Raw genomic sequence first — 18,535 nt, 5'->3', positions numbered from 1 at the left:
GGCCATCCCTTTCAAGGTCTTTTCGTTTTGGCAGCCTTGATGACCCTGTCTGTTGAAACGTGGGCATGTACCGCCGTCCCTTGAACCCATGTCCTGGGCTTGGGTACCTTGGGGCCTCGTTGGCTTTTGGCGACTTGCTTGGGTTGAATGTTCTTGGCTAATTCCAACAAGCGCTGGGCCAGTTTTTCCATTGAGACGATCGGTAGATATTCGACGGGCAGAGCGATCTGCATGCCCTCATATCCAGCTCTGACCTGGATCGCCAAGTGATAGATCGAAGCCTCCCAGCCCTCAGGCTGAGTCTCTCGATGAGCGTGTTCGACGCTGCGCTTGAGCAAGGCCAGTACGTTGTACGCCAGCACGGCAGTGGTGAATCCAAGCAAGGCAGCTCGTGGACTGCCGAGAGATTCAATTTCACTTTCCAGAATGGCTTCCAGTCGCTGGAACATCCCTTCAATACTCCAACGACGGCGATAGAAGTCCGCGATCTGCGGTGCGCTGATGCTCTCGGGCAGGTTGCTCCAGAACATCAAACTGCGGTCACCTGAGTCGTTTGGTGAATGGAGCGTCAACTCGATGCGTCGCCACTGATGCCCCCCTCTTACCTCAATGCTTTGTTCACGCACCGTACCTGTTGCAACAGGCAAAGATGCTTGCCACTCGCCCTCTTGAATCAGGCGCGGGTGCTTGGCCTGCTGGCGAATGACAAATGACGTTTTCACTTGTTCACAGGCCTCCATTACAGGAAGCGTGCAGTAGAGCCGATCAGCGATCCAAACCTGGTTCGTCTTGGCATCGGCCAGTAGCGGCAACACGCAGACTCGCTCGCTTGCGTAGGCGTCTTCGCAGGGTTGCAGGTCAATGACCTGATCCAGGTCGGGATCGTAGACCACGACCGAGAATCCGGGACGAGCCGCTCCGCGCTCGTGCCGTAGTACTCCAAGGCGCTTTTCGGTGGACGCCAGGTGGCTGCCGTCTACCACCCGAACCTGCCAATCGGGCAGCATGGCTGAGCCCCCCAACTCCTTGATCGTCGGAGTCAGGCGCTGCGCGCAACCTGTGACCAAGGCGCGCAACAGAGCCGGTTCGGTACGGCTGACCTTGTCGTAAAGGGCCGCCAGGCTAACCGGAAGATCCTCCAGCTGCTTGGCCGCGGCATGTAATGACGGCTTCAAGCCCAATGAAACAAGGGACATGAGCTTAACGATGGTTGAGAACAGCAATTCGCGGGAGTACTGCCGTTGCCGGTGTTCTTCGAAAACCTGATCGACCCACTCCGGCGCAATGGCTTGCTCCAAGGCAAGTTTGGCCATCACGCTGGCAGGTGCTTTTTTCTCGAATCGCGCTAGTACATCGGCCCACATCGTTCGGGTCTTCCTGACTGAATTTCAGCGGATTTTACCCAAGACCTTGAAAGGGATGGCCGTAAGGGCGGAACCCTAAGCCGCCGTTACCGCAGAAACGGATATGCACACGAACCAAAAAAACTTGATCACGATCAATGGCAATCCACCCGACTCTCCGTAACCTCACTGCATCTTGTGTTTTAAAAGTAAAAAACATCTATATGTAGTATGCGGAGGTCAAATGCACAGCACGCTGATCAGGGTGGGCAACAACCGCCTGCACAAACGCGATGGCAGCCTGGTTGCCTTCGATGCGGACAAGATCCGCCAGGCGTTGATCGCCGCCGGCAAAGCCAGCGGCGAGTACGCCGACGTCGAGGCCGAGGGTTTGCTCAAGGCGGTGCTGGCCCACCTTGAGGGGCATGCGCGGTTGCATGTGGAGCAGATCCAGGACCGGGTCGAGCGGGTACTGATGGACGCCGGGTTCTTCCTCGCCATGCGCGCCTACATCGTCTACCGCGAACAGCATGGGCGCCTGCGTCGCGACCGCAAGACCCTGGTCGAGGTGGCGGCCTCGATGAACGAATACCTCGACCGCGAGGACTGGCGGGTGCAGGCCAACGCCAACCAGGGGTATTCCCTGGGCGGGCTGGTGCTCAACGTGTCTGGCAAGGTCACCGCCAACTACTGGCTGGACGAGGTCTACAGCCAGGAGATCGGCCGCGCCCACCGCGAGGCGGACCTGCATATCCACGATCTCGACATGCTCGCCGGCTACTGTGCCGGCTGGTCGCTGCGCACGCTGTTGCATGAAGGCCTCAATGGCGTGCCGGGGCGGGTCGAGGCCGGGCCGCCCCGGCACCTGAGCAGCGCCCTGGGGCAGATGGTGAATTTCCTCGGCACCTTGCAGAACGAATGGGCCGGGGCCCAGGCCTTCAGTTCCTTCGACACCTATCTGGCGCCCTATGTGCGCAAGGACCGCCTGAGCTACCCGCAGGTGCGCCAGGCGATCCAGGAGTTCATCTACAACCTCAACGTACCGTCGCGCTGGGGCACCCAGACGCCCTTTACCAACCTGACCTTCGACTGGGTCTGCCCGGAAGATCTGCGCGAGCAGGTCCCGGTGATCGGCGGCGAGGAAATGCCCTTTGCCTACGGCGAGCTGCAAGCGGAAATGGACCTGCTCAACCGCGCCTATATCGAAGTGATGCAGGCCGGCGACGCCAAGGGGAGGGTGTTCACCTTTCCGATCCCGACCTACAACATCACCCATGATTTTCCCTGGGACAGCGAGAACGCCGACCGCCTGTTCGAGATGACCGCCCGCTACGGGCTGCCGTATTTCCAGAACTTCCTCAATTCGGACATGCAGCCCAACCAGGTGCGCTCCATGTGCTGCCGCCTGCAACTGGACGTGCGCGAGCTGCTCAAGCGCGGCGGCGGGCTGTTCGGCTCGGCGGAGCAGACCGGTTCCCTGGGCGTGGTGACGATCAACTGCGCGCGCCTGGGCCATGTGTTCAAGGGCAATACCAGCGGCCTGCTGCAACGCCTGGACACGCTGATGGAGCTAGCGATGGAGAGCCTGGAGGTCAAGCGCAAGGTGATCCAGCACCATATGGACGCCGGCCTGTATCCCTACACCCAGCGTTACCTGGGCACGCTGCGCAATCACTTCTCGACCATCGGCCTCAACGGCCTGCACGAAATGCTGCGCAACTTCAGCGGCGACGAGCAGGGCATGCACACCGAGCAGGGCCGGCAGTTCGCCCTCAGGCTGCTGGACCATGTGCGTGCGACCCTGGTGCGCTTCCAGGAAGAAACCGGCCACCTCTACAACCTCGAGGCGACCCCGGCCGAAGGCACCACCTATCGCTTCGCCAAGGAAGACCTCAAGCGTTACCCCGGCATTCTCCAGGCCGGCAGCCCTGAGGCGCCGTACTACACCAATTCCTCACAATTGCCGGTGGGCTACACCGACGATCCGTTCGAGGCCCTGGAACTGCAGGACGAACTGCAATGCAAATACACCGGCGGCACCGTGCTGCACCTGTACATGGCCGAGCGGATTTCCTCGACCGCGGCTTGCAAGCAGCTGGTGCGCAAGGCCCTGGGACGCTTCCGCCTGCCGTACCTGACGGTGACCCCGACCTTTTCCATCTGCCCGGTGCATGGCTACCTCGACGGCGAACACGAGTTCTGCCCCAAGTGCGACGAAGCCCTGCTGCAGGCCCAGGCCTCGGGCGCTGTGCACTGACCTGTCTTCCCCCAACCGCAAGGAGTTCCACCATGAACCCACAGCACACACTGCCCCAGGCGCAACGCCAGCGCTGCGAAGTCTGGACCCGGGTGATGGGTTATCACCGTCCGGTCTCGGCGTTCAACCCGGGTAAACAGTCCGAGCACCGCGAGCGCGTGCACTTCACCGAACAGGCGACCGCGGCAGGGCGCCAATGAGCCGAAAGATGCGGGTCGGGGGCATGGTGCCCCTGACCACTCTCGACTACCCGGGCCTGCTCGCCTGCGTGCTGTTCTGCCAGGGCTGCGCCTGGCGTTGCCGCTACTGCCACAACCCGCAACTGATCCCGCCGCGGGGCAACGAGGAGCTGGACTGGTGCCGGGTCCTGAGCTTCCTGCAACGCCGCCAGGACCTGCTGGACGCGGTGGTGTTCAGTGGCGGCGAGCCGACCCTGCAGGACGGTTTGCCGGGGGCGATGGAGGAAGTGCGCGCCATGGGTTTTCGCATCGGCCTGCACAGCGCTGGCATCAAGCCGGCGGCCTTTGCCCGGGCGGTGGCCGGCGCCGACTGGGTCGGCTTCGACGTCAAGGCCCTGGCCGAAGACGCGCCGATGCTCACCGGTGTCCCGGGCAGCGGCAAGGCCAACTGGCGCAGCCTGGAGCTGTTGCTGGACAGCGGCGTCGACTACGAATGCCGCACCACCGTGCACTGGCACCTGTTGCAGCCGGCGCGCCTGCTGCTGCTCGGCCAGCGCCTGCAAGCCCTGGGGGTCAAGCGCTTCGCCGTGCAGATGGTGCGCACCGCACGCATGCTCGACCCGCAACTGCCGAGCACCCCGCAACAGGTGCTGGTGCCGGACCTGTGGCAACACCTGCGCGAGATGTTCCCGGTGTTTGTGTTGAGGGGGTAGGGGCATTCAGGTATATCGGTCGCCGCCCAGGGGGCAGGCGACCCTGTGATCAATCCGCCTCCTGCCCAGGGGCAACGACGATCTTCTGGTCCCCCAGCCAGCGCCGGGCGCCGCAGCCGTTGCGCGAGTAGATGTCCTCGGGGTTGTTGAGCCCGCAGTGTTCCAGCGACATGCAGCCGCAGCCTATGCATTCCTCCAGGTTCATGTTCAGCCGTTCCAGTTCGGCGATGCGTTGCTGCACCCGGGTTTTCCAGGTGGCGGTCAGGCGTCGCCAGTCCGCGCCGGCCGGTGCGGTGTTGATGGGCAGGCCGGTCAGTTGCTGGATGATTTCGTCGAGGGAGAAACCGATGCGCTGGGCGAACACGATGTAGGCGATCCGCCTGAGGACCGAGCGCGGGTAGCGGCGGTGGCCGCTGCCGACGCGGAGCGAGTGGAGCAGCCCGCGGGACTCGTAGAAACGCAGCGCCGAGGCCATGACGCCGCTGCGCCGGGCGACTTCGGTGATGGTCAGCAGCGGCTCGCTTGATTTGTTCATGGGGCCTCCGAAGGGGCTTTACTTAAAGTTAGCTTTAACTTTTATATTCCGCCTGCCTATAAATCAACAGTGCAGTGACAGCGGAGTCCACTTTCATGAATCGAATTCGCCGGGTGCTCGGTCGAAGCAGTTCTTCAACCCATCGACTCGGAGCGCTGTGCCTCCTGTTGGCGCTGGGCGGTTGTAACGAGAAGACCGAGCCGGTCGCCGCCGCGGCGCCGGTGGTCGAGGTGACGACCGTGAGCGTGCAGGCGGTGCGTGAGTGGGACCTGTTCAATGGCCGCATCAGCGCGATCGATGCCGTCGACCTGCGGCCGCGGGTCAGCGGTTATGTCGACCGGGTGGCGTTCCGCGAGGGCGACGAGGTGGAAAAGGGCCAGACCCTGTTCGTCATCGACCCGCGCCCGTACCGCGAGGCGCTGGCCAGTGCCCAGGCCCGGCTGGCCCGGGCTCGCGCCACGGTGCGTTTGGCCACCGAGCAGGACCGCCGCGGCCAGGCGCTGGTCAAGCAGTCGGCGCTGTCGCGGGAGGAGGGCGATATTCGCAGCGCCTCCCTGGCCCAGGGCGTGGCGGATGTCAACGCGGCCGTCGCCGAGGTGGCCACGGCCCAGCTCAACCTCGACTTCACCCAGGTCCGCGCGCCGTTTTCCGGGCGCGTCGGGCGGGCCATGCTGACCCTCGGCAACCTGGCCCAGGCCGACCAGAGCATATTGACCAGCATCGTTTCCCAGGACCCGATGTACGTCTATTTCGACGCCGACGAGCAGAGCCTGCTGCGCTACACCGAGCTGCTGGGCAAGGGCCAGCGCCCGGGGGTGAGCAATACCGTGCGGGTCGGTCTTGCCAACGATGTCGGGACCTTTCCCCTGACCGGCACCGTGGACTTCCTGGATAACCAGGTCGACCCGGCCACCGGCACCATCCGCGTGCGCGCGGTGCTGCCCAACCCCGAGCGCCGGCTGACCGCGGGCCTGTTCGCCCGGGTGCGCCTTGAAGGCGGCAGCGAGACCCGCGCCGTGCTGATCGACGACCGCGCGGTGCAAACCGACCAGGACCGCAAATACGTGTACGTCATCGGCCCGCAAAACCAGGCCCTGCGCAAGGACGTCACCCTCGGTCGCCAGCTGGATGGCCTGCGGGTAATCAGCGCCGGGCTGGCGGCCGGCGACCGGGTGGTGCTGAACGGGGCGCAGAAGATCTTCTACCCGGGCATGGCGGTGGAGCCCAAGGAAATCGCCGCGCCGACGCAGCAGGCCTCGACCGCCGTGCCCCAGACGCCAGTGGCGAAATAAGGGAGAGCGGCCATGGATTTTTCCAAGTTCTTCATCGACCGACCGATCTTCGCCATCGTCCTGTCGATCATCATTTTCGCCCTCGGCCTGATCGCCATCCCGGTGCTGCCGTCGGGGGAATACCCCGAGGTGGTGCCGACCAGCGTGGTGGTGCGCGCCACCTACCCGGGGGCGAACCCCAAGGAGATCGCCGAGTCGGTCGCCGTGCCCCTGGAAGAGGCGATCAACGGCGTCGAGGGGATCATGTACATGAAGTCGGTCGCCGGCTCCAACGGCAGCCTGGCGGTGAGCATCACCTTCGTCCCCGGTGTCGATCCGGACACCGCCGCGGTGCGCGTGCAGAACCGCGTGAGCCAGGCGCTGTCGCGGCTGCCGGAGGAGGTGCGGCAGTATGGCGTGACCACCCAGAAACAATCGCCGACGCCGCTGATGTACGTCAGCCTGCTGTCCCCGGACAACAGCTACGACTCGCTGTACCTGCGCAACTACCTGACCCTGCACGTCAAGGACGAGCTGTCGCGGCTGTCCGGGATCGGCGATGTCGGGGTCTACGGTTCGGGCGACTACGCGATGCGCATCTGGATGGACCCCAACAGCCTGTCCGCCCGCGGCCTCACCGCGGCCGACGTGGTCAATGCGATCCGCGAGCAGAACGTGCAGGTCTCGGCCGGCCAGTTGGGCGCCGAGCCTTCGCCGCAAGGCGCCGATTTCCTGGTGTCGATCAGCGTGCGCGGGCGTTTGCGCAGCGAGCAGGAGTTTGCCGATATCGTCCTCAAGAGCGGGGCGGACGGGCAGTTGGTGAAGCTGTCGGACGTGGCCCGGGTCGAACTCGGCGCGGGCGACTACACCCTGCGCGCGCGCCTGGATGACCGTAACCAGGCAACGGTGGGGATTTTCCTCTCGCCGGGGGCCAACGCCTTGCAGGTCGCCGAGGCGGTCTACGGCAAGCTCGACGAGTTGTCCCAGCGTTTCCCCGAAGGCGTGGCCTACAAGGCGGTGTGGGACCCGACGGTGTTCGTCCGCGAATCCATCAGCGCGGTGCAGCACACCCTGATGGAGGCGGTGGTGCTGGTGGTGCTGGTGGTGATCCTGTTCCTGCAGACCTGGCGCGCCTCGATCATCCCGCTGATCGCGGTGCCGGTGTCGGTGATCGGCACCTTTGCCTGGCTGTATTTGCTGGGGTATTCGATCAACACCCTGACCCTGTTCGGCCTGGTGCTGGCCATCGGCATCGTGGTCGACGACGCGATTGTGGTGGTGGAAAACGTCGAGCGTTTCATCGAGAAGGGCTACGACCCGCGGGAGGCCGCGCACCGGGCGATGAAGGAGGTGTCCGGGCCGATCATCGCCATCGCCCTGGTGCTCTGTGCGGTGTTCATTCCCATGGCCTTTCTCTCCGGCGTCACCGGCCAGTTCTACAAGCAGTTCGCGGTGACCATCGCGATTTCCACGGTGATCTCGGCGATCAACTCCCTGACCCTGTCGCCGGCCCTGGCGGCCAAGCTGTTCAGGCCCCACGGCGCGCCGCAGGACTGGCTGGAGCGCGGCATCCAGAAGGTCTTCGGGGGCTTTTTCCGCGCCTTCAACCGGATGTTCAAGCGCCGCTCCGACGGTTATCACGGCCTGGTGTCCTACTCCCTGGGGCGGCGCGGCTCGGTGTTCTTCCTCTACGCCTTGCTGCTGGTCGGCACGGCCTGGTTGTTCAACCTGGTGCCGGGCGGCTTTATCCCGACCCAGGACAAGCTCTACCTGTTCGCCGGCGCCAAGCTGCCGGAAGGCGCGTCGCTGGCCCGCACCGATGCGGTGACCAGCGAGCTGATCGAGACGGCACTCTCGGTGGAGGGCGTGGATACCGTGCCGGCCTTCAGCGGCCTGAATGCCTTGCAATCGGTCAACACGCCGAATGTCATGGCCGCCTACGTGATCCTCAAGCCGTTCGACCAGCGTCAGCGCGGCGCGGTGGAGATCAGTGCCGAACTCAACGCCAAGCTGTCCCAGGTCCACGAAGGGTTTGCCTATGCGCTGTTGCCGCCACCGATCCAGGGGCTGGGCAACGGTTCGGGCTATTCGCTGTACCTCGAAGACCGCGCCGGCCTCGGCTACGGCGCCTTGCAGAATGCCTTGAGCGCCTTCCAGGCCGCGGTGGCGCAGACCCCGGGCATGACTTACCCGGTCAGCTCCTACCAGTCCAACATCCCGCAGCTGGAGGTGCAGGTGGACCGGGTCAAGGTCAAGGCGCAAGGGGTGTCGTTGAGCGATGTGTTCAATACCTTGCAGACCTACCTGGGCTCGGTCTACGTCAATGACTTCAACCTGTTCGGCCGGGTCTACCGGGTCATGGCCCAGGCCGACAGTTCCTACCGGCAGACCGCCGAGGACATCGCCAACCTGCGGGTGCGCAACGACCGGGGCGAGATGGTGCCGCTCGGCGCGATGATCACCGTGACGCCCAGCTACGGTCCCGATCCGGTGGTGCGCTACAACGGCTACCCGGCCGCCGACCTGATCGGTGACTCCGATCCCAAGCAGCTGTCGTCGGGCCAGGTGATCGCCAAGCTGGAAGAAATCGCCGCCCGGGTATTGCCCCGCGGCATCACCCTGGAATGGACCGACCTGAGCTACCAGCAGGTCACCCAAAGCCACGCCGCGGCGGTGGTGTTCCCGCTGGCGGTGATGCTGGTGTTCCTGGTCCTCGCGGCCCTGTACGAGAGCTGGACGCTGCCCCTGGCGGTGATCCTGATCGTGCCGGTGTGCATGCTCGCGGCCTTGTCGGGGGTGTGGCTCAGCGGTGGCGACAACAACGTCTTCGTCCAGGTGGGGCTGGTGGTGCTGATGGGCCTGGCCTGCAAGAACGCGATCCTGATCGTCGAGTTCGCCCGGGAGCTGGAGCTCCAGGGCAAGGGCATCATCGAGGCGGCGCTGGAGGCTTGCCGCTTGCGCCTGCGGCCGATCGTCATGACCTCGGTGGCGTTTATCGCCGGCTCTGTGCCCTTGCTGATCGGCAGCGGCGCGGGCAGCGAGATCCGCCGCGCCACTGGCGTCGCGGTGTTCTCCGGCATGCTCGGGGTGACCCTGTTCGGCCTGTTCCTGACCCCGGTGTTCTACGTCGCCTTGCGCAAGCTGGCGGTGCGCTACGCGCCGGCGGTCACGGCGTAGCAGGCAGCCCGGGGTGCCGAGGCGGGCGCCCCGGGCCTGTCATTCTTGACCCCGATCAAGGGCATTTCCCCGCGGGCGTCGTAGCCTGGGAGCCACTCCCACTCCCACCCGCACCCCGGGGAACGCCATGGCCAAGAATTTTCCCATCAGCCCCAAGCACCCCGAACGCATCTGCTGGGGTTGCGACCGCTACTGCGCGGCCAATGCCCTGGCCTGCGGCAATGGCTCGGACCGCACCATGCACCCCGCCGAGATGCTCGGCGACGACTGGTACCTGCACGGCGACTGGGGCATCGAGCCGCCGATCGTGTCGGACAAGGCGCTGGACGAGGAGCGGTCCTGAGCCGGGAGCGCGGTTTTTCCCAGAATCCCTGGTCAAGGGATTGCCCCTACAGCGTCACAACGCTGTTCTTGGTTGAACCTGTGAAGCCGTATTGGTTTGCGCTGTTTGAAGCCGGTGCGTGAACTACAGCGGTAACGCCGTAGCCCTCAATCCCTGGTCAACCCCGGTGTCTGGGGCGGCACGTCGCCGCGCAGGTCCGGGTGGTCGCGTTCGCGGAAGCGGCGCAGTCCTTCCTGGGTTTCCGGTTGATGGATGGAGCGGTTGAAGCACTCGGCTTCGATGCGCAGGCCCTCGGCCAGGGGCTGGCCGTAGCCGCGGATGAGTGCTTCCTTGTCCGAGCGCATGGCGGGCTGGGGCAGGGTGCAGAGCAGGTGCGCCAGTTCCAGCGCGCGCTCCAGCGAGCGGCCCTTGGCGACGACCTCGTTGACCAGGCCGATAGCCAGCGCCTCGCTGGCGCAGATGACCTTGCCGGTGAGGATCAACTCCAGCGCCCGGCCCATGCCGACGATGCGTGGCAGGCGCTGGGTGCCGCCATCGCCCAGGCCGATGTTCCAGCGGCGGCAGGTCACGCCGAAGGTGGCGTGTTCCTCGGCGATGCGCATATCGGCAAAGCACGCCCACTCCAGGCCGCCGGCGTAGGCCACGCCGTTCACCGCGGCGATCACCGGTTTGTAGATATCCGTCCAGCGGCTCGGCCCGATGATCCCGGGGCGCTCGCCGCGGTTGTGCGCGGCGATCTCGTCCGCGGTGGTGGGCACCAGATCGAGCGCCGCCTTGAGGTCGCCGCCGGCACAGAAGGCCTGGTCGCCGGCGCCGGTGATGATGGCCACGAGGGCGTGCGGATCGTCGCGAAAACGGCTCCAGGCCTCGATCAATTCCAGGTGGGTGGTGGGGCCGATGCAATTGCGTTTCTGCGGTCGGTTGAAGCGGATGATTCTGATCGGTCCCTGGGTTTCGTAGTCGATTTCGGTGAAGACCATGGCCGCCGCACCTCCTGTGGTTGGCGAGGAATGTCCGGTACCCGGCCAGGCTTTCGGGCGCAGGCAAGGCACAACCTGCGAGTGTAGCTCCCGGGTTTTTCCGGCCTTCCCGGTCGCTCGATGGTTACCGATCGGAAGTCTGCAGCCCGCCTTTCGCCAGGGCGGATGGAAGGACCTCGGTCCTGGCCAGGCGCCGGAGCAGCGGGGTGGTCATCAGGGTGGTGGCGATGGCCACCATCAGCAACAGGAAGAACGCGCTCTGGGAGATCAGCCCCATGTCCAGGCCCACGGAGAGCACGATGATCTCGATCAGGCCACGGGTGTTCATCAACACCGCGACGCTGCGCGAGACCTCCACGGACAGGCCGGCCAGGCGTCCGGCGAGGTAGCAGCCGGCGGTTTTGCCCAGCACCGCGGCGGCGAAGAAGGCCAGCAGCCACAGCCAGCTGTCGAGCGGTGCCAGGGCGCCGAGGTCCATCTTCAGTCCGGTGGCGGCGAAGTAGAAGGGCACCAGCCCGATGTTGACGAAGCCTTCCATATGGCGGTGCCAGTGCTGGCGCTGCTCGCGCAGCAGCCAGCCGGCGATCAGCCCGCCCAGGGCGCTGTGCAGGCCGATCAGGGTGGTGATCCAGCCGCACAGCAGGGCGGTCGCCAGCATCAGCGCCATGCTCATGTCGGCGGCGGGGGTCGCGCCGCGGGTCGCGAGCAGCCGTGTCAGGGCGTGCAGCAGCGGGCGCAGGCCCCAGCGGGCGAGGACGAGGAACAGGGCGATAAAGGCCAGCTGGCGCAACACCCCGAACAGCGAGCTGTCGCTGCTGGACAGCGCGATGATGAGGGTCAGCAGCACCCAGCCAATGATGTCGGTGATGGCGGCCGCCGCGATGCCCACCGTCCCGGCCAGCGAGTGCTCCAGCCCCAGGTCGCTGATGATTCGCACCAGCACCGGCAGGGCGGTGATCGACAGCGCGATGCCACAGAACAGCACGTAGCCGAGCCGGGGCTGGGCGGGCGCCAGGGCGCCGTGGGAGAGCAGCCCGACCATGGCCCCGAGGGCGAAGGCCAGGATCACCCCGCCGGCGGCCACCGAGAGGGCGCTGAAACCGATCTTCTGGTTGCTCAAGTGACTGTTGTCGAAACGCAGGCCGATCTGGAACATCAGCAGGACCAGGCCGATATTGCCCAGGGTCTCGATGCCCAGGCGGATGGCCGCCGGGAAGACCGCCGCATGCCACTGCGCGCCGAGGGCCAGCAGCAGGCAGGGGCCGAGCAGGATGCCCACGCAGATTTCGCCGATCACCCGCGACTGCCCCCAGCGGGCCAGCAGCGCGCCACACAGCTGGCTGGCGACGATGATCACCGCCAGCTGGAAAAACGGCAGGGCCGAGAACAGTTGCTGTAGCGTCGACATGGCGTCCTCCGCCTATTTCACCGCGAACGAATCCGCGGCCGTGGTCAGGGCGCTCAAGCGGCGCCGTGCCTCTTCGCCAAAGGGTTTCGAGCGCCGGCTCTGGGCATCGATCTGCACGATCACCGTGGTGGCCAGGGCCGCGCAGCGTCCGTCCTGGAACAGCGCCTGCTCCAGGGTCATCGAGCTTTTGCCGAGGGTGGCGACCCGGGTGCCGATCTGCACCGTGCCGGGCCAGCGCAGTTCGGCGCGCAGGTCGAGTTCCAGGCGCGCGATGACAAATTCGCTGCCGGGCTCGGCGAGCGGTGCGTGCGGGTCGTAGATGATCTCCACCCGCCCGGTTTCCAGGAAGGTGGCGAACACCGCGTTGTTCACATGGCCCTGGCGGTCGGTGTCGGCATAGCGGATCTTGTCCGAGGAACGGACGGCGAAGTCGTGCAGGGCGGGGTCATTGGACATGGCGTGCTCCAGTCGCGAGAGGGGTGGCCAGGGTCGCCGCGCGCGCCAGCCCGCCAAAGGCGTCCAGCAGGCGTTCGCGCCAGGCATGCAGGGCGTCGTTGGGTGCCAGCAGCTCTTCACTACTGGTGCAGCGCGCCCACATGAACATGCCGAACACACAATAGTCGGCATAGGCCGGGGCCTCGCCGGCCAGGAAGGGCTGGCCCTTGAGGGTCTGGCGAAGCGGGGTCAGGACCTGGCGCAACTGCTCCAGGTGCCTGGCTTGCGGGGCCACCAGCTGTTCCAGCGAGGTGCCGAAATGCGCTTCCCGGGAGCTGCGGAAATACTCCCGGTCCTCGTCGGCCAGTTGTTCGTAGACATCCAGCAGGATCACCCGGGCCACGGCGGGCAGCAGCATGCTGTCGGCCCAACGGTTGACGAAACTCGACAGCGCCATGGCATCGCGACCGCCGAACAGGGACGGGCGCTCGGGGTAACGCTGCTCCAGGTGCAGGGCGATGCGCCAGGAGTCGCTGATGTTCTGGTCGCCGTCCACCAGCACCGGGACCGCGCCCTGCCGGGAAAAGGCGATGCGCGCCTTGTCGCTGAAGCGCCAGGCGATGCGCTGGCTTTCCAGGCCTTTGTGGGCCAGGGCCATGCGGGTTTTCCAGCAGTGCGGGCTGAAGCGCAGCTCCGGGTCGGCGCCGGCCAGTTCGTAGAGGGTCAGGGATGCGCTGCTCATGCTTGGTTTTCCTTTGCTATGGACAGTGGTTGCGCACCGCTCATGCAGGTCGCTCATGGCGTGGGCCCTGGTGGCCTGGGTGTCGGCTGGCCGATGGCGCCCGGCAGCGGGCGCGGGCGTTGCGGCAGCAGGGTCAGGAGCATGCCGGCGGTCACCACCAGCAAGCCGGCGATGGCAGTGCTGTTGGCGCGCTCACCGAGCAACAGGGCGGCCAGCACCATGGCCGTGCCCGGCACCAGCGCGGCGAAGGTGGAGCCGAGTGAAGCGCCGAGCAGCTGGACCGAGCGGCTGTAGAAGAACAACGCCACCGTCGACACCAGCAGGCCCTGGTAGACCACCTGGATGCCGATATCCCAGAGCGGCGCCTGGAGGATCCGCAGTCCGCGGCTGGCCAGGTAGGCCGGCAGGTACAGGACCATCGAGCACACCGAGACGATCGCCGTGGCGTGCAGCGCGTCGCTGCCGGACCATTTCGACACCAGGGTGTAGATCGCCCACAACAGGCCGCCGAGCAGGAACATCAGGTAGGCGTAGGGCGAGGCCTGGGCCCCGGCGAAACTGTGCCAGCCGGCCAGCAGCACGCCGCCGATGATCAGCGCGGTGCCGGCGTTCGCCCGGGCGCCGAGGCGGGTGCCGAACAGCCGCGCGCTGAGCAGGATCGACAACAGGATCATGCTGCCGGGGGTCACCACCGCGAACAGTTCCACCGGGGCCAGGGCCAGCCCCTGGGCCACTACCAGCATGTACGGCGCGCCGATGCCGACGACCATCAGGCCGATGCTTGTCCAGCTCAGGCCCCGGCGGCCATGGCGGAGCAGGTACGGCAACAGGATCAGCCCGGAAACGCCGTAGCGGATGCAGGTGATGTCGTAGGCATCCAGCGGCGTGCGGGTCAGCCCCAGCCGGGTGACCACCGGGAACGCGCCCCAGATCAAGGCCGCGGCGAGGCCGCACAGAATGCCGGCCCAACGCTGTTCGGGACTGACGGTGAGCGTCATGAGCGGGTCCTCGCTGCGGCGCCTGGGGGCTAGCGGTGGCCGATCTTCACCGAGCCGGCGTTGCCGCGCTTGCGCAGGTAGGCGTACTCGAGGTCGTTGAGCAGCATCTGCGCCCGGTTGATGTGGCGCGAGGCGTAGTTGAGGCTGGTGAGGAAGTGCGCCAGCTCCTCGGTCTCGGCGAAGCTGCCGTTGTCATGGGCAACCTTGGATAGGTCCAGGTTGCGGCGGTTCTCCAGCTTGTCCAGGTAGTCGATGTCGATCACCCGGAACGCCGCGCCGATGCTCAGGCCGCGGGCATTGAGCACCTTGTGCCATTCGAAGGGCGGGTTGATCAGCACGTCGCCCGGCTCGACATAGACGGTGTCGGCCTCGTAATCGCCGCCTGGCGCTTCGCGGCCGCTGCTGGTTTCGAACATCAGGTCGTAGTCGCGGAACTGGTCGCCCAGCTGGGGCGGACGGGTGCTCCACTTCTTGGTGCCGGCGATCATCACGAAGATGTTGAGGGTGGGGAAAATGTGCCAGTCGCTGCCCACCGCGCCGCGGGCCGGCTCGCCGTATTCCTGGGTGCTGTAGCCGAGGAACATGTGGCCGGTGACTTTCCAGGCGTCGATACTGAACCAGGGTTTGCTGAAGACGTGTTGCTTGACCAGGTTGAAGGCGTCCTTGCCCCACTCGTAGGGGTCGTTGTAGCTCGAGGAAATCGTGCCCAGGTGCGAGTAGACGTCGAGGTTGTGGGTGAAGATGTCGTCGAGGAATTCCTGCCCGGTGCCGACGCGGCCGGTGACGTAGTTGTAGTCCGAGGCGCCGTTCTCGTCGCGCATCGACACCGGCTGGTCGCCGGACTTGACCCGCCATTGCAGGTTTTTCCCCGAGCCGACCTGATCGAAGAACGATCGTTGCGCGAACTCCTCGCCGATGGGCGCGAGTTTGCGCAGCAGGGCGGGTTTGGTGAACCCCTCGGTGAAGCGCTCGACCTTGTCGCGGGTGAGCTCGCCCTTGTGCTCGGCGGGCTCGATGACATTGATGTAGCCATACTGGATACGACTGTTCGAAACCATTTCGAAGACTCCTTTTTCCTGACGTAAAAAGAGAAAACCGCTCGCGCCCACGACCGCTGTCAGCGGGCGTGACTGCGCAGTTGAAGCCGACTTCCTTGCGTTGCGCGGAACGAAAGTCGTGGACCAGTACATCAAGCATGCTTACCGCACAGCACCTATCGGCTATTATTGACAGGTGTGTCAAAGATCGCAGTGTTGGTATCTTTGACAAGGTTGTCAACAATTATGTGAGCAGTGATTTTTATGGCGGGTGTCAGGCAGTTTGACGAAGAAAAAGTGTTGTCGGCGGTCCTTGATGTGTTCTGGCGCAAGGGCTGGCAGTCCACCTCCATGGCCGACCTGGCCGAGGCGGCCGAGGTCCAGCGCGGCTCGCTGTACCACGCCTATGGCGGTAAGGAGGCGTTGTTCCTGCTGGCGTTCGAAGCCTACGCCACGCGCTTTTTGGGCAACGCCGCCAAGGCCCTCGAGGCCGCGGACGCCGAGACCGCGCTGCGGCAATTTTTCCAGGTGGCGATCAGCAACATGACCAGCGGCACGCCAGCCAAAGGCTGCCTGACCACCAAGACAGCCACCGACGCCGACACCATCGGCCCACGCATCCAGCAACGCTTGCGCGACCTGTTGGACGCCCTGCAACTGACCATCAGCACCGCGTTGTCGGCCGAGCCGATCCAGGGCGACCTGGCCCTGGCGCCGGATGAAGTGGCGCAGGTCATGGTCACCTTCACCCGCGGGCTGGCGGTGATGGAACGCATCTACCAGGAACCGGAACGTTTGCGCACGACTGCCGATTCCCTGGTGCGGCTGCTGGTGCCGAGCGTCCGGGCGCGGGCCTAGTCCTTACCTCGGGGCCGTTTTACCGGCTGTCGCGCCCGAGCGACTGCTTCCAGTCCCGCAACACCTCGATCAGGGCGCGCAGCTTGGGTGGGACGTGCCGGCGGTTGGCGTAGTACAGCCACATGGCCGGCAGCGGCTGGCAGGTGCCGGGCAGGACTTCCACCAGCTGGCCGCTGGCGAGGTCGGCGGCGATCCGTTCGCGAATGAACACATGGGCAATACCGACGCCGGCGCGGGCGGCTTCGATCACCGCCTGGGTGTCGGTGCTGATGAAGCGCCCGGGCACATCCAGCTTCACCTCGTGCTGGCCGTCGTGCAGCTGCCATTTGTGCATCTGCCCGCTGCTGGGAAAACGAAAACGGACACAGGAATGCTGGTGCAGCTCGTTGATGCTGCGCGGCGCCGGGTGGCGCGCCAGGTACCGCGGGCTGGCCACCAGTGCGCATTGCAGCGGCGGGGTGATCTGCACCGCGTGCATGCCCGGGTGCAGGGCGTCGGCCAGGCGGATGCCGGCGTCGAGCTGCTCCTTGACGATGTCCACCAACTGATCTTCGTAGCGTATTTCCAGGGTGACCCTGGGGTAGCGCTGGAAGAAGTCCTCGAGCAGCGGGGCGACGATCAGGTGCTTGGCCATGTGCAAGGCACTGATGCGCAGATGCCCCGACGGCTCGCCCTGGGTTTCCCCCAACTCGTCCCGGGCCTGCAGCAGGCTGCGGTAGCCGGCTTCGCTGCCTTCGTGAAAACGCTGGCCGCTTTCCGTCAGGCTGACGCCGCGGGTGGTGCGGTGGAACAGCCTGGTCTGCAGTTCGCTTTCCAGCTGGGTGATGGCCAGGCTCACGGCCGCCGGGGTCACGCCCAGCACGGCGGCGGCGCGGGTGAAGTTGCCGGTCTCGACCACCGCCATGAAGAGGTGCAGCCCGGCCAGTGGATCGCGTCGGCTCATTGTTAGGAATACTTAATAGTGTTGTAGGGAGAATGCGGATTCTCTTAAAGCTACGAGCTTCATAGACTCTTTTCAACCGCAAAGGAGTCCTGCCATGCACTGGCCCGTCACCCTCAAACCCGCCCGACAGATGCTCGACAAGGGCATCGCCAAAGCCATGCAGATGCAGCTGTCGGTGTGCATCGCCATCGTCGATTCGGGCAGCAACCTGCTGGCGTTCGTGCGCATGGACGACGCCGTGCCGGGGGCGATCGACCTGGCCCAGCGCAAGGCCCGGACTTCGGCGCTGTTTCGTACCGCCAGCGCCGAACTCGGCGCCTTGTCCGGGCCGGGGCAGTCGTTGTGGTCGATCGAGCAGAGTAATGGCGGCTTGACCAGCTTTGCCGGCGGCCTGCCCATCGTCGATCAGGCGGGGCGCTGCCTGGGCGCCATCGGCGTCTCCGGTGGCACCGCGGTTGAAGACGAAATCATCGCCCGGGCTTGCCTCTGAGCCCTGGCCTGCGACATTTTCCTGGAGAACCCACAATGAGCAAAAAACGTATTCTGGTCACTGGCGCCGGTTCGGGCTTTGGTCGCGCGGTGGCGCTGCGCCTGGCTGCCAACGGGCATGAAGTGATCGCCGGGGTGCAGATCACCCCGCAGGTCACCGAACTGCGCGAACTCGCCGCCAGCCTCGACCTCAAACTGCGGGTGGAGAAGCTCGACATCACCTCGGCCCGCGACCGGGCCTATGCCTGGCAATGGGAGATCGACGTGCTGCTGAACAACGCCGGCGATGCCGAGACCGGCGCCATCGCGGAAATCCCGGTGGATATCCTGCGTTCCCAGTTCGAGACCAACGTGTTCGCCAACCTGGAGCTGACCCAGGGCTTCGTGCGGCAGATGGTCGAGCGGCGCAAGGGCAAGATCGTCTTCGTCTCGTCGATCGCCGGCCTGCTCACCGGGCCCTTCACCGGCGCCTACTGCGCCTCCAAGCACGCCCTGGAATCCATCGCCGAGGCCCTGCACATGGAGCTGGCGGAGTTCGGCGTCCAGGTCGCGACCATCAACCCCGGGCCCTATTCCACCGGCTTCAACGACCGGATGATGGAGACCTGGAAAAGCTGGTACGACCCGCAGAAGCACTTCACCGATCACTCCGGGCTGAAGTTCCCCTTCGAGCAATACGACCCCGAGGAAATGGTGGCGAAAATGGTCGAGGTGGTAGAGGGCGACGGCGGGCCGTTCCGCAACCTGCTGCCGGCGCACTTCGTCGACATCGTCAAGCAGGACCAGCAGGATGCCTGGACGCGCCAGCAGTCGTAGGTGAGTCGGCC

General features: G+C 65.5%; 18 protein-coding genes. 9 read left to right on the top strand and 9 right to left on the bottom strand.

Going from position 1 to position 18,535, the window contains the following annotated elements:
• Positions 1 to 11: 11 nt before the first annotated feature.
• Entirely contained in the window at positions 12 to 1,313 is a 1,302-nt protein-coding gene (locus tag PVZ78_RS05100; RefSeq protein ID WP_273828291.1) for an IS4 family transposase, read from the bottom strand.
• Positions 1,314 to 1,587: 274 nt separating this feature from the next.
• On the opposite strand from PVZ78_RS05100, the gene PVZ78_RS05095 reads away from it, so the two are divergent.
• From PVZ78_RS05095 to PVZ78_RS05085, 3 genes are read left to right on the top strand one after another with little or no spacing between them, the layout of a single operon-like run.
• Positions 1,588 to 3,600: a ribonucleoside triphosphate reductase gene (locus tag PVZ78_RS05095; protein WP_273828313.1), complete on the top strand. Its 2,013-nt coding sequence runs from the start codon at positions 1,588 to 1,590 to the stop codon at positions 3,598 to 3,600.
• A gap of 32 nt (positions 3,601 to 3,632) precedes the next feature.
• Entirely contained in the window at positions 3,633 to 3,800 is a 168-nt protein-coding gene (gene nrdD, locus PVZ78_RS05090) for an anaerobic ribonucleoside-triphosphate reductase (RefSeq protein ID WP_016703255.1), read from the top strand.
• The gene (locus PVZ78_RS05085) at positions 3,797 to 4,492 is read left to right on the top strand and encodes an anaerobic ribonucleoside-triphosphate reductase activating protein (RefSeq protein ID WP_273828312.1); all 696 of its coding nucleotides are present in this window, start codon (positions 3,797 to 3,799) and stop codon (positions 4,490 to 4,492) included. The genes nrdD and PVZ78_RS05085 overlap by 4 nt, the downstream gene beginning before the upstream one ends.
• Before the next feature lie 49 nt (positions 4,493 to 4,541).
• On the opposite strand, the gene soxR is transcribed toward PVZ78_RS05085, so the two are convergent.
• Positions 4,542 to 5,027: a redox-sensitive transcriptional activator SoxR gene (soxR, locus tag PVZ78_RS05080; RefSeq protein ID WP_151264251.1), complete on the bottom strand. Its 486-nt coding sequence runs from the start codon at positions 5,025 to 5,027 to the stop codon at positions 4,542 to 4,544.
• A 95-nt stretch (positions 5,028 to 5,122) separates the two neighbouring features.
• On the opposite strand from soxR, the gene PVZ78_RS05075 reads away from it, so the two are divergent.
• From PVZ78_RS05075 to PVZ78_RS05065, 3 genes are all read left to right on the top strand, one after another.
• Entirely contained in the window at positions 5,123 to 6,319 is a 1,197-nt protein-coding gene (locus tag PVZ78_RS05075; RefSeq protein WP_150085540.1) for an efflux RND transporter periplasmic adaptor subunit, read from the top strand.
• A 12-nt stretch (positions 6,320 to 6,331) separates the two neighbouring features.
• Complete coding sequence (locus PVZ78_RS05070) at positions 6,332 to 9,475, top strand: efflux RND transporter permease subunit (protein ID WP_273828311.1); 3,144 nt, start codon at positions 6,332 to 6,334, stop codon at positions 9,473 to 9,475.
• 127 nt (positions 9,476 to 9,602) lie between these two features.
• Positions 9,603 to 9,818, top strand: a complete 216-nt coding sequence (locus tag PVZ78_RS05065; RefSeq protein WP_009049436.1) for a DUF3079 domain-containing protein — start codon at positions 9,603 to 9,605, stop codon at positions 9,816 to 9,818.
• Positions 9,819 to 9,964: 146 nt separating this feature from the next.
• On the opposite strand, the gene PVZ78_RS05060 is transcribed toward PVZ78_RS05065, so the two are convergent.
• The 6 genes from PVZ78_RS05060 to PVZ78_RS05035 form a co-directional block, all read right to left on the bottom strand.
• A complete protein-coding gene (locus PVZ78_RS05060) occupies positions 9,965 to 10,798 on the bottom strand; it encodes an enoyl-CoA hydratase/isomerase family protein (RefSeq protein WP_009049435.1) in 834 nt (277 codons plus the stop codon).
• 124 nt (positions 10,799 to 10,922) lie between these two features.
• Positions 10,923 to 12,206, bottom strand: coding sequence for a cation:proton antiporter (locus PVZ78_RS05055; protein ID WP_273828310.1), 1,284 nt, complete (start codon positions 12,204 to 12,206; stop codon positions 10,923 to 10,925).
• A gap of 12 nt (positions 12,207 to 12,218) precedes the next feature.
• The gene (locus PVZ78_RS05050; protein WP_273828309.1) at positions 12,219 to 12,662 is read right to left on the bottom strand and encodes an acyl-CoA thioesterase; all 444 of its coding nucleotides are present in this window, start codon (positions 12,660 to 12,662) and stop codon (positions 12,219 to 12,221) included.
• Complete coding sequence (locus PVZ78_RS05045; RefSeq protein ID WP_053269264.1) at positions 12,652 to 13,440, bottom strand: glutathione S-transferase family protein; 789 nt, start codon at positions 13,438 to 13,440, stop codon at positions 12,652 to 12,654. Before PVZ78_RS05045 ends, PVZ78_RS05050 begins: the two co-directional genes overlap by 11 nt.
• Positions 13,437 to 14,381 carry a DMT family transporter gene (locus PVZ78_RS05040; protein WP_273828308.1) on the bottom strand — a complete coding sequence of 315 codons (945 nt, stop codon included), beginning with the start codon at positions 14,379 to 14,381 and terminating at the stop codon, positions 13,437 to 13,439. Before PVZ78_RS05040 ends, PVZ78_RS05045 begins: the two co-directional genes overlap by 4 nt.
• 29 nt (positions 14,382 to 14,410) lie before the next feature.
• Positions 14,411 to 15,439: a class 1 isoprenoid biosynthesis enzyme gene (locus PVZ78_RS05035; protein ID WP_038633114.1), complete on the bottom strand. Its 1,029-nt coding sequence runs from the start codon at positions 15,437 to 15,439 to the stop codon at positions 14,411 to 14,413.
• 276 nt (positions 15,440 to 15,715) lie between these two features.
• On the opposite strand from PVZ78_RS05035, the gene PVZ78_RS05030 reads away from it, so the two are divergent.
• Positions 15,716 to 16,276, top strand: coding sequence for a TetR/AcrR family transcriptional regulator (locus PVZ78_RS05030; protein WP_223815595.1), 561 nt, complete (start codon positions 15,716 to 15,718; stop codon positions 16,274 to 16,276).
• 19 nt (positions 16,277 to 16,295) lie between these two features.
• Here the strand turns inward: PVZ78_RS05030 and PVZ78_RS05025 are convergent, their stop codons facing one another.
• Entirely contained in the window at positions 16,296 to 17,219 is a 924-nt protein-coding gene (locus PVZ78_RS05025; protein ID WP_041990214.1) for a LysR family transcriptional regulator, read from the bottom strand.
• Between the two features lie 94 nt (positions 17,220 to 17,313).
• On the opposite strand from PVZ78_RS05025, the gene PVZ78_RS05020 reads away from it, so the two are divergent.
• Together PVZ78_RS05020 and PVZ78_RS05015 are read left to right on the top strand one after the other, a co-directional pair.
• Positions 17,314 to 17,709 (top strand): GlcG/HbpS family heme-binding protein, encoded by a 396-nt coding sequence (locus PVZ78_RS05020; protein WP_009049427.1) that lies wholly within the window; start codon positions 17,314 to 17,316, stop codon positions 17,707 to 17,709.
• Between the two features lie 35 nt (positions 17,710 to 17,744).
• On the top strand, positions 17,745 to 18,524 hold the full coding sequence (locus PVZ78_RS05015) for an SDR family oxidoreductase (protein WP_028682446.1): 780 nt from the start codon (positions 17,745 to 17,747) through the stop codon (positions 18,522 to 18,524).
• Positions 18,525 to 18,535: the final 11 nt, after the last annotated feature.

It is taken from the genome of Pseudomonas sp. SBT1-2 (genome assembly GCF_028640875.1).
Lineage (GTDB): Bacteria > Pseudomonadota > Gammaproteobacteria > Pseudomonadales > Pseudomonadaceae > Aquipseudomonas > Aquipseudomonas chlororaphis_I.
Note: the sequence above shows the minus strand (reverse complement) of the source record. Positions and strands in the feature narration are given on the sequence as shown.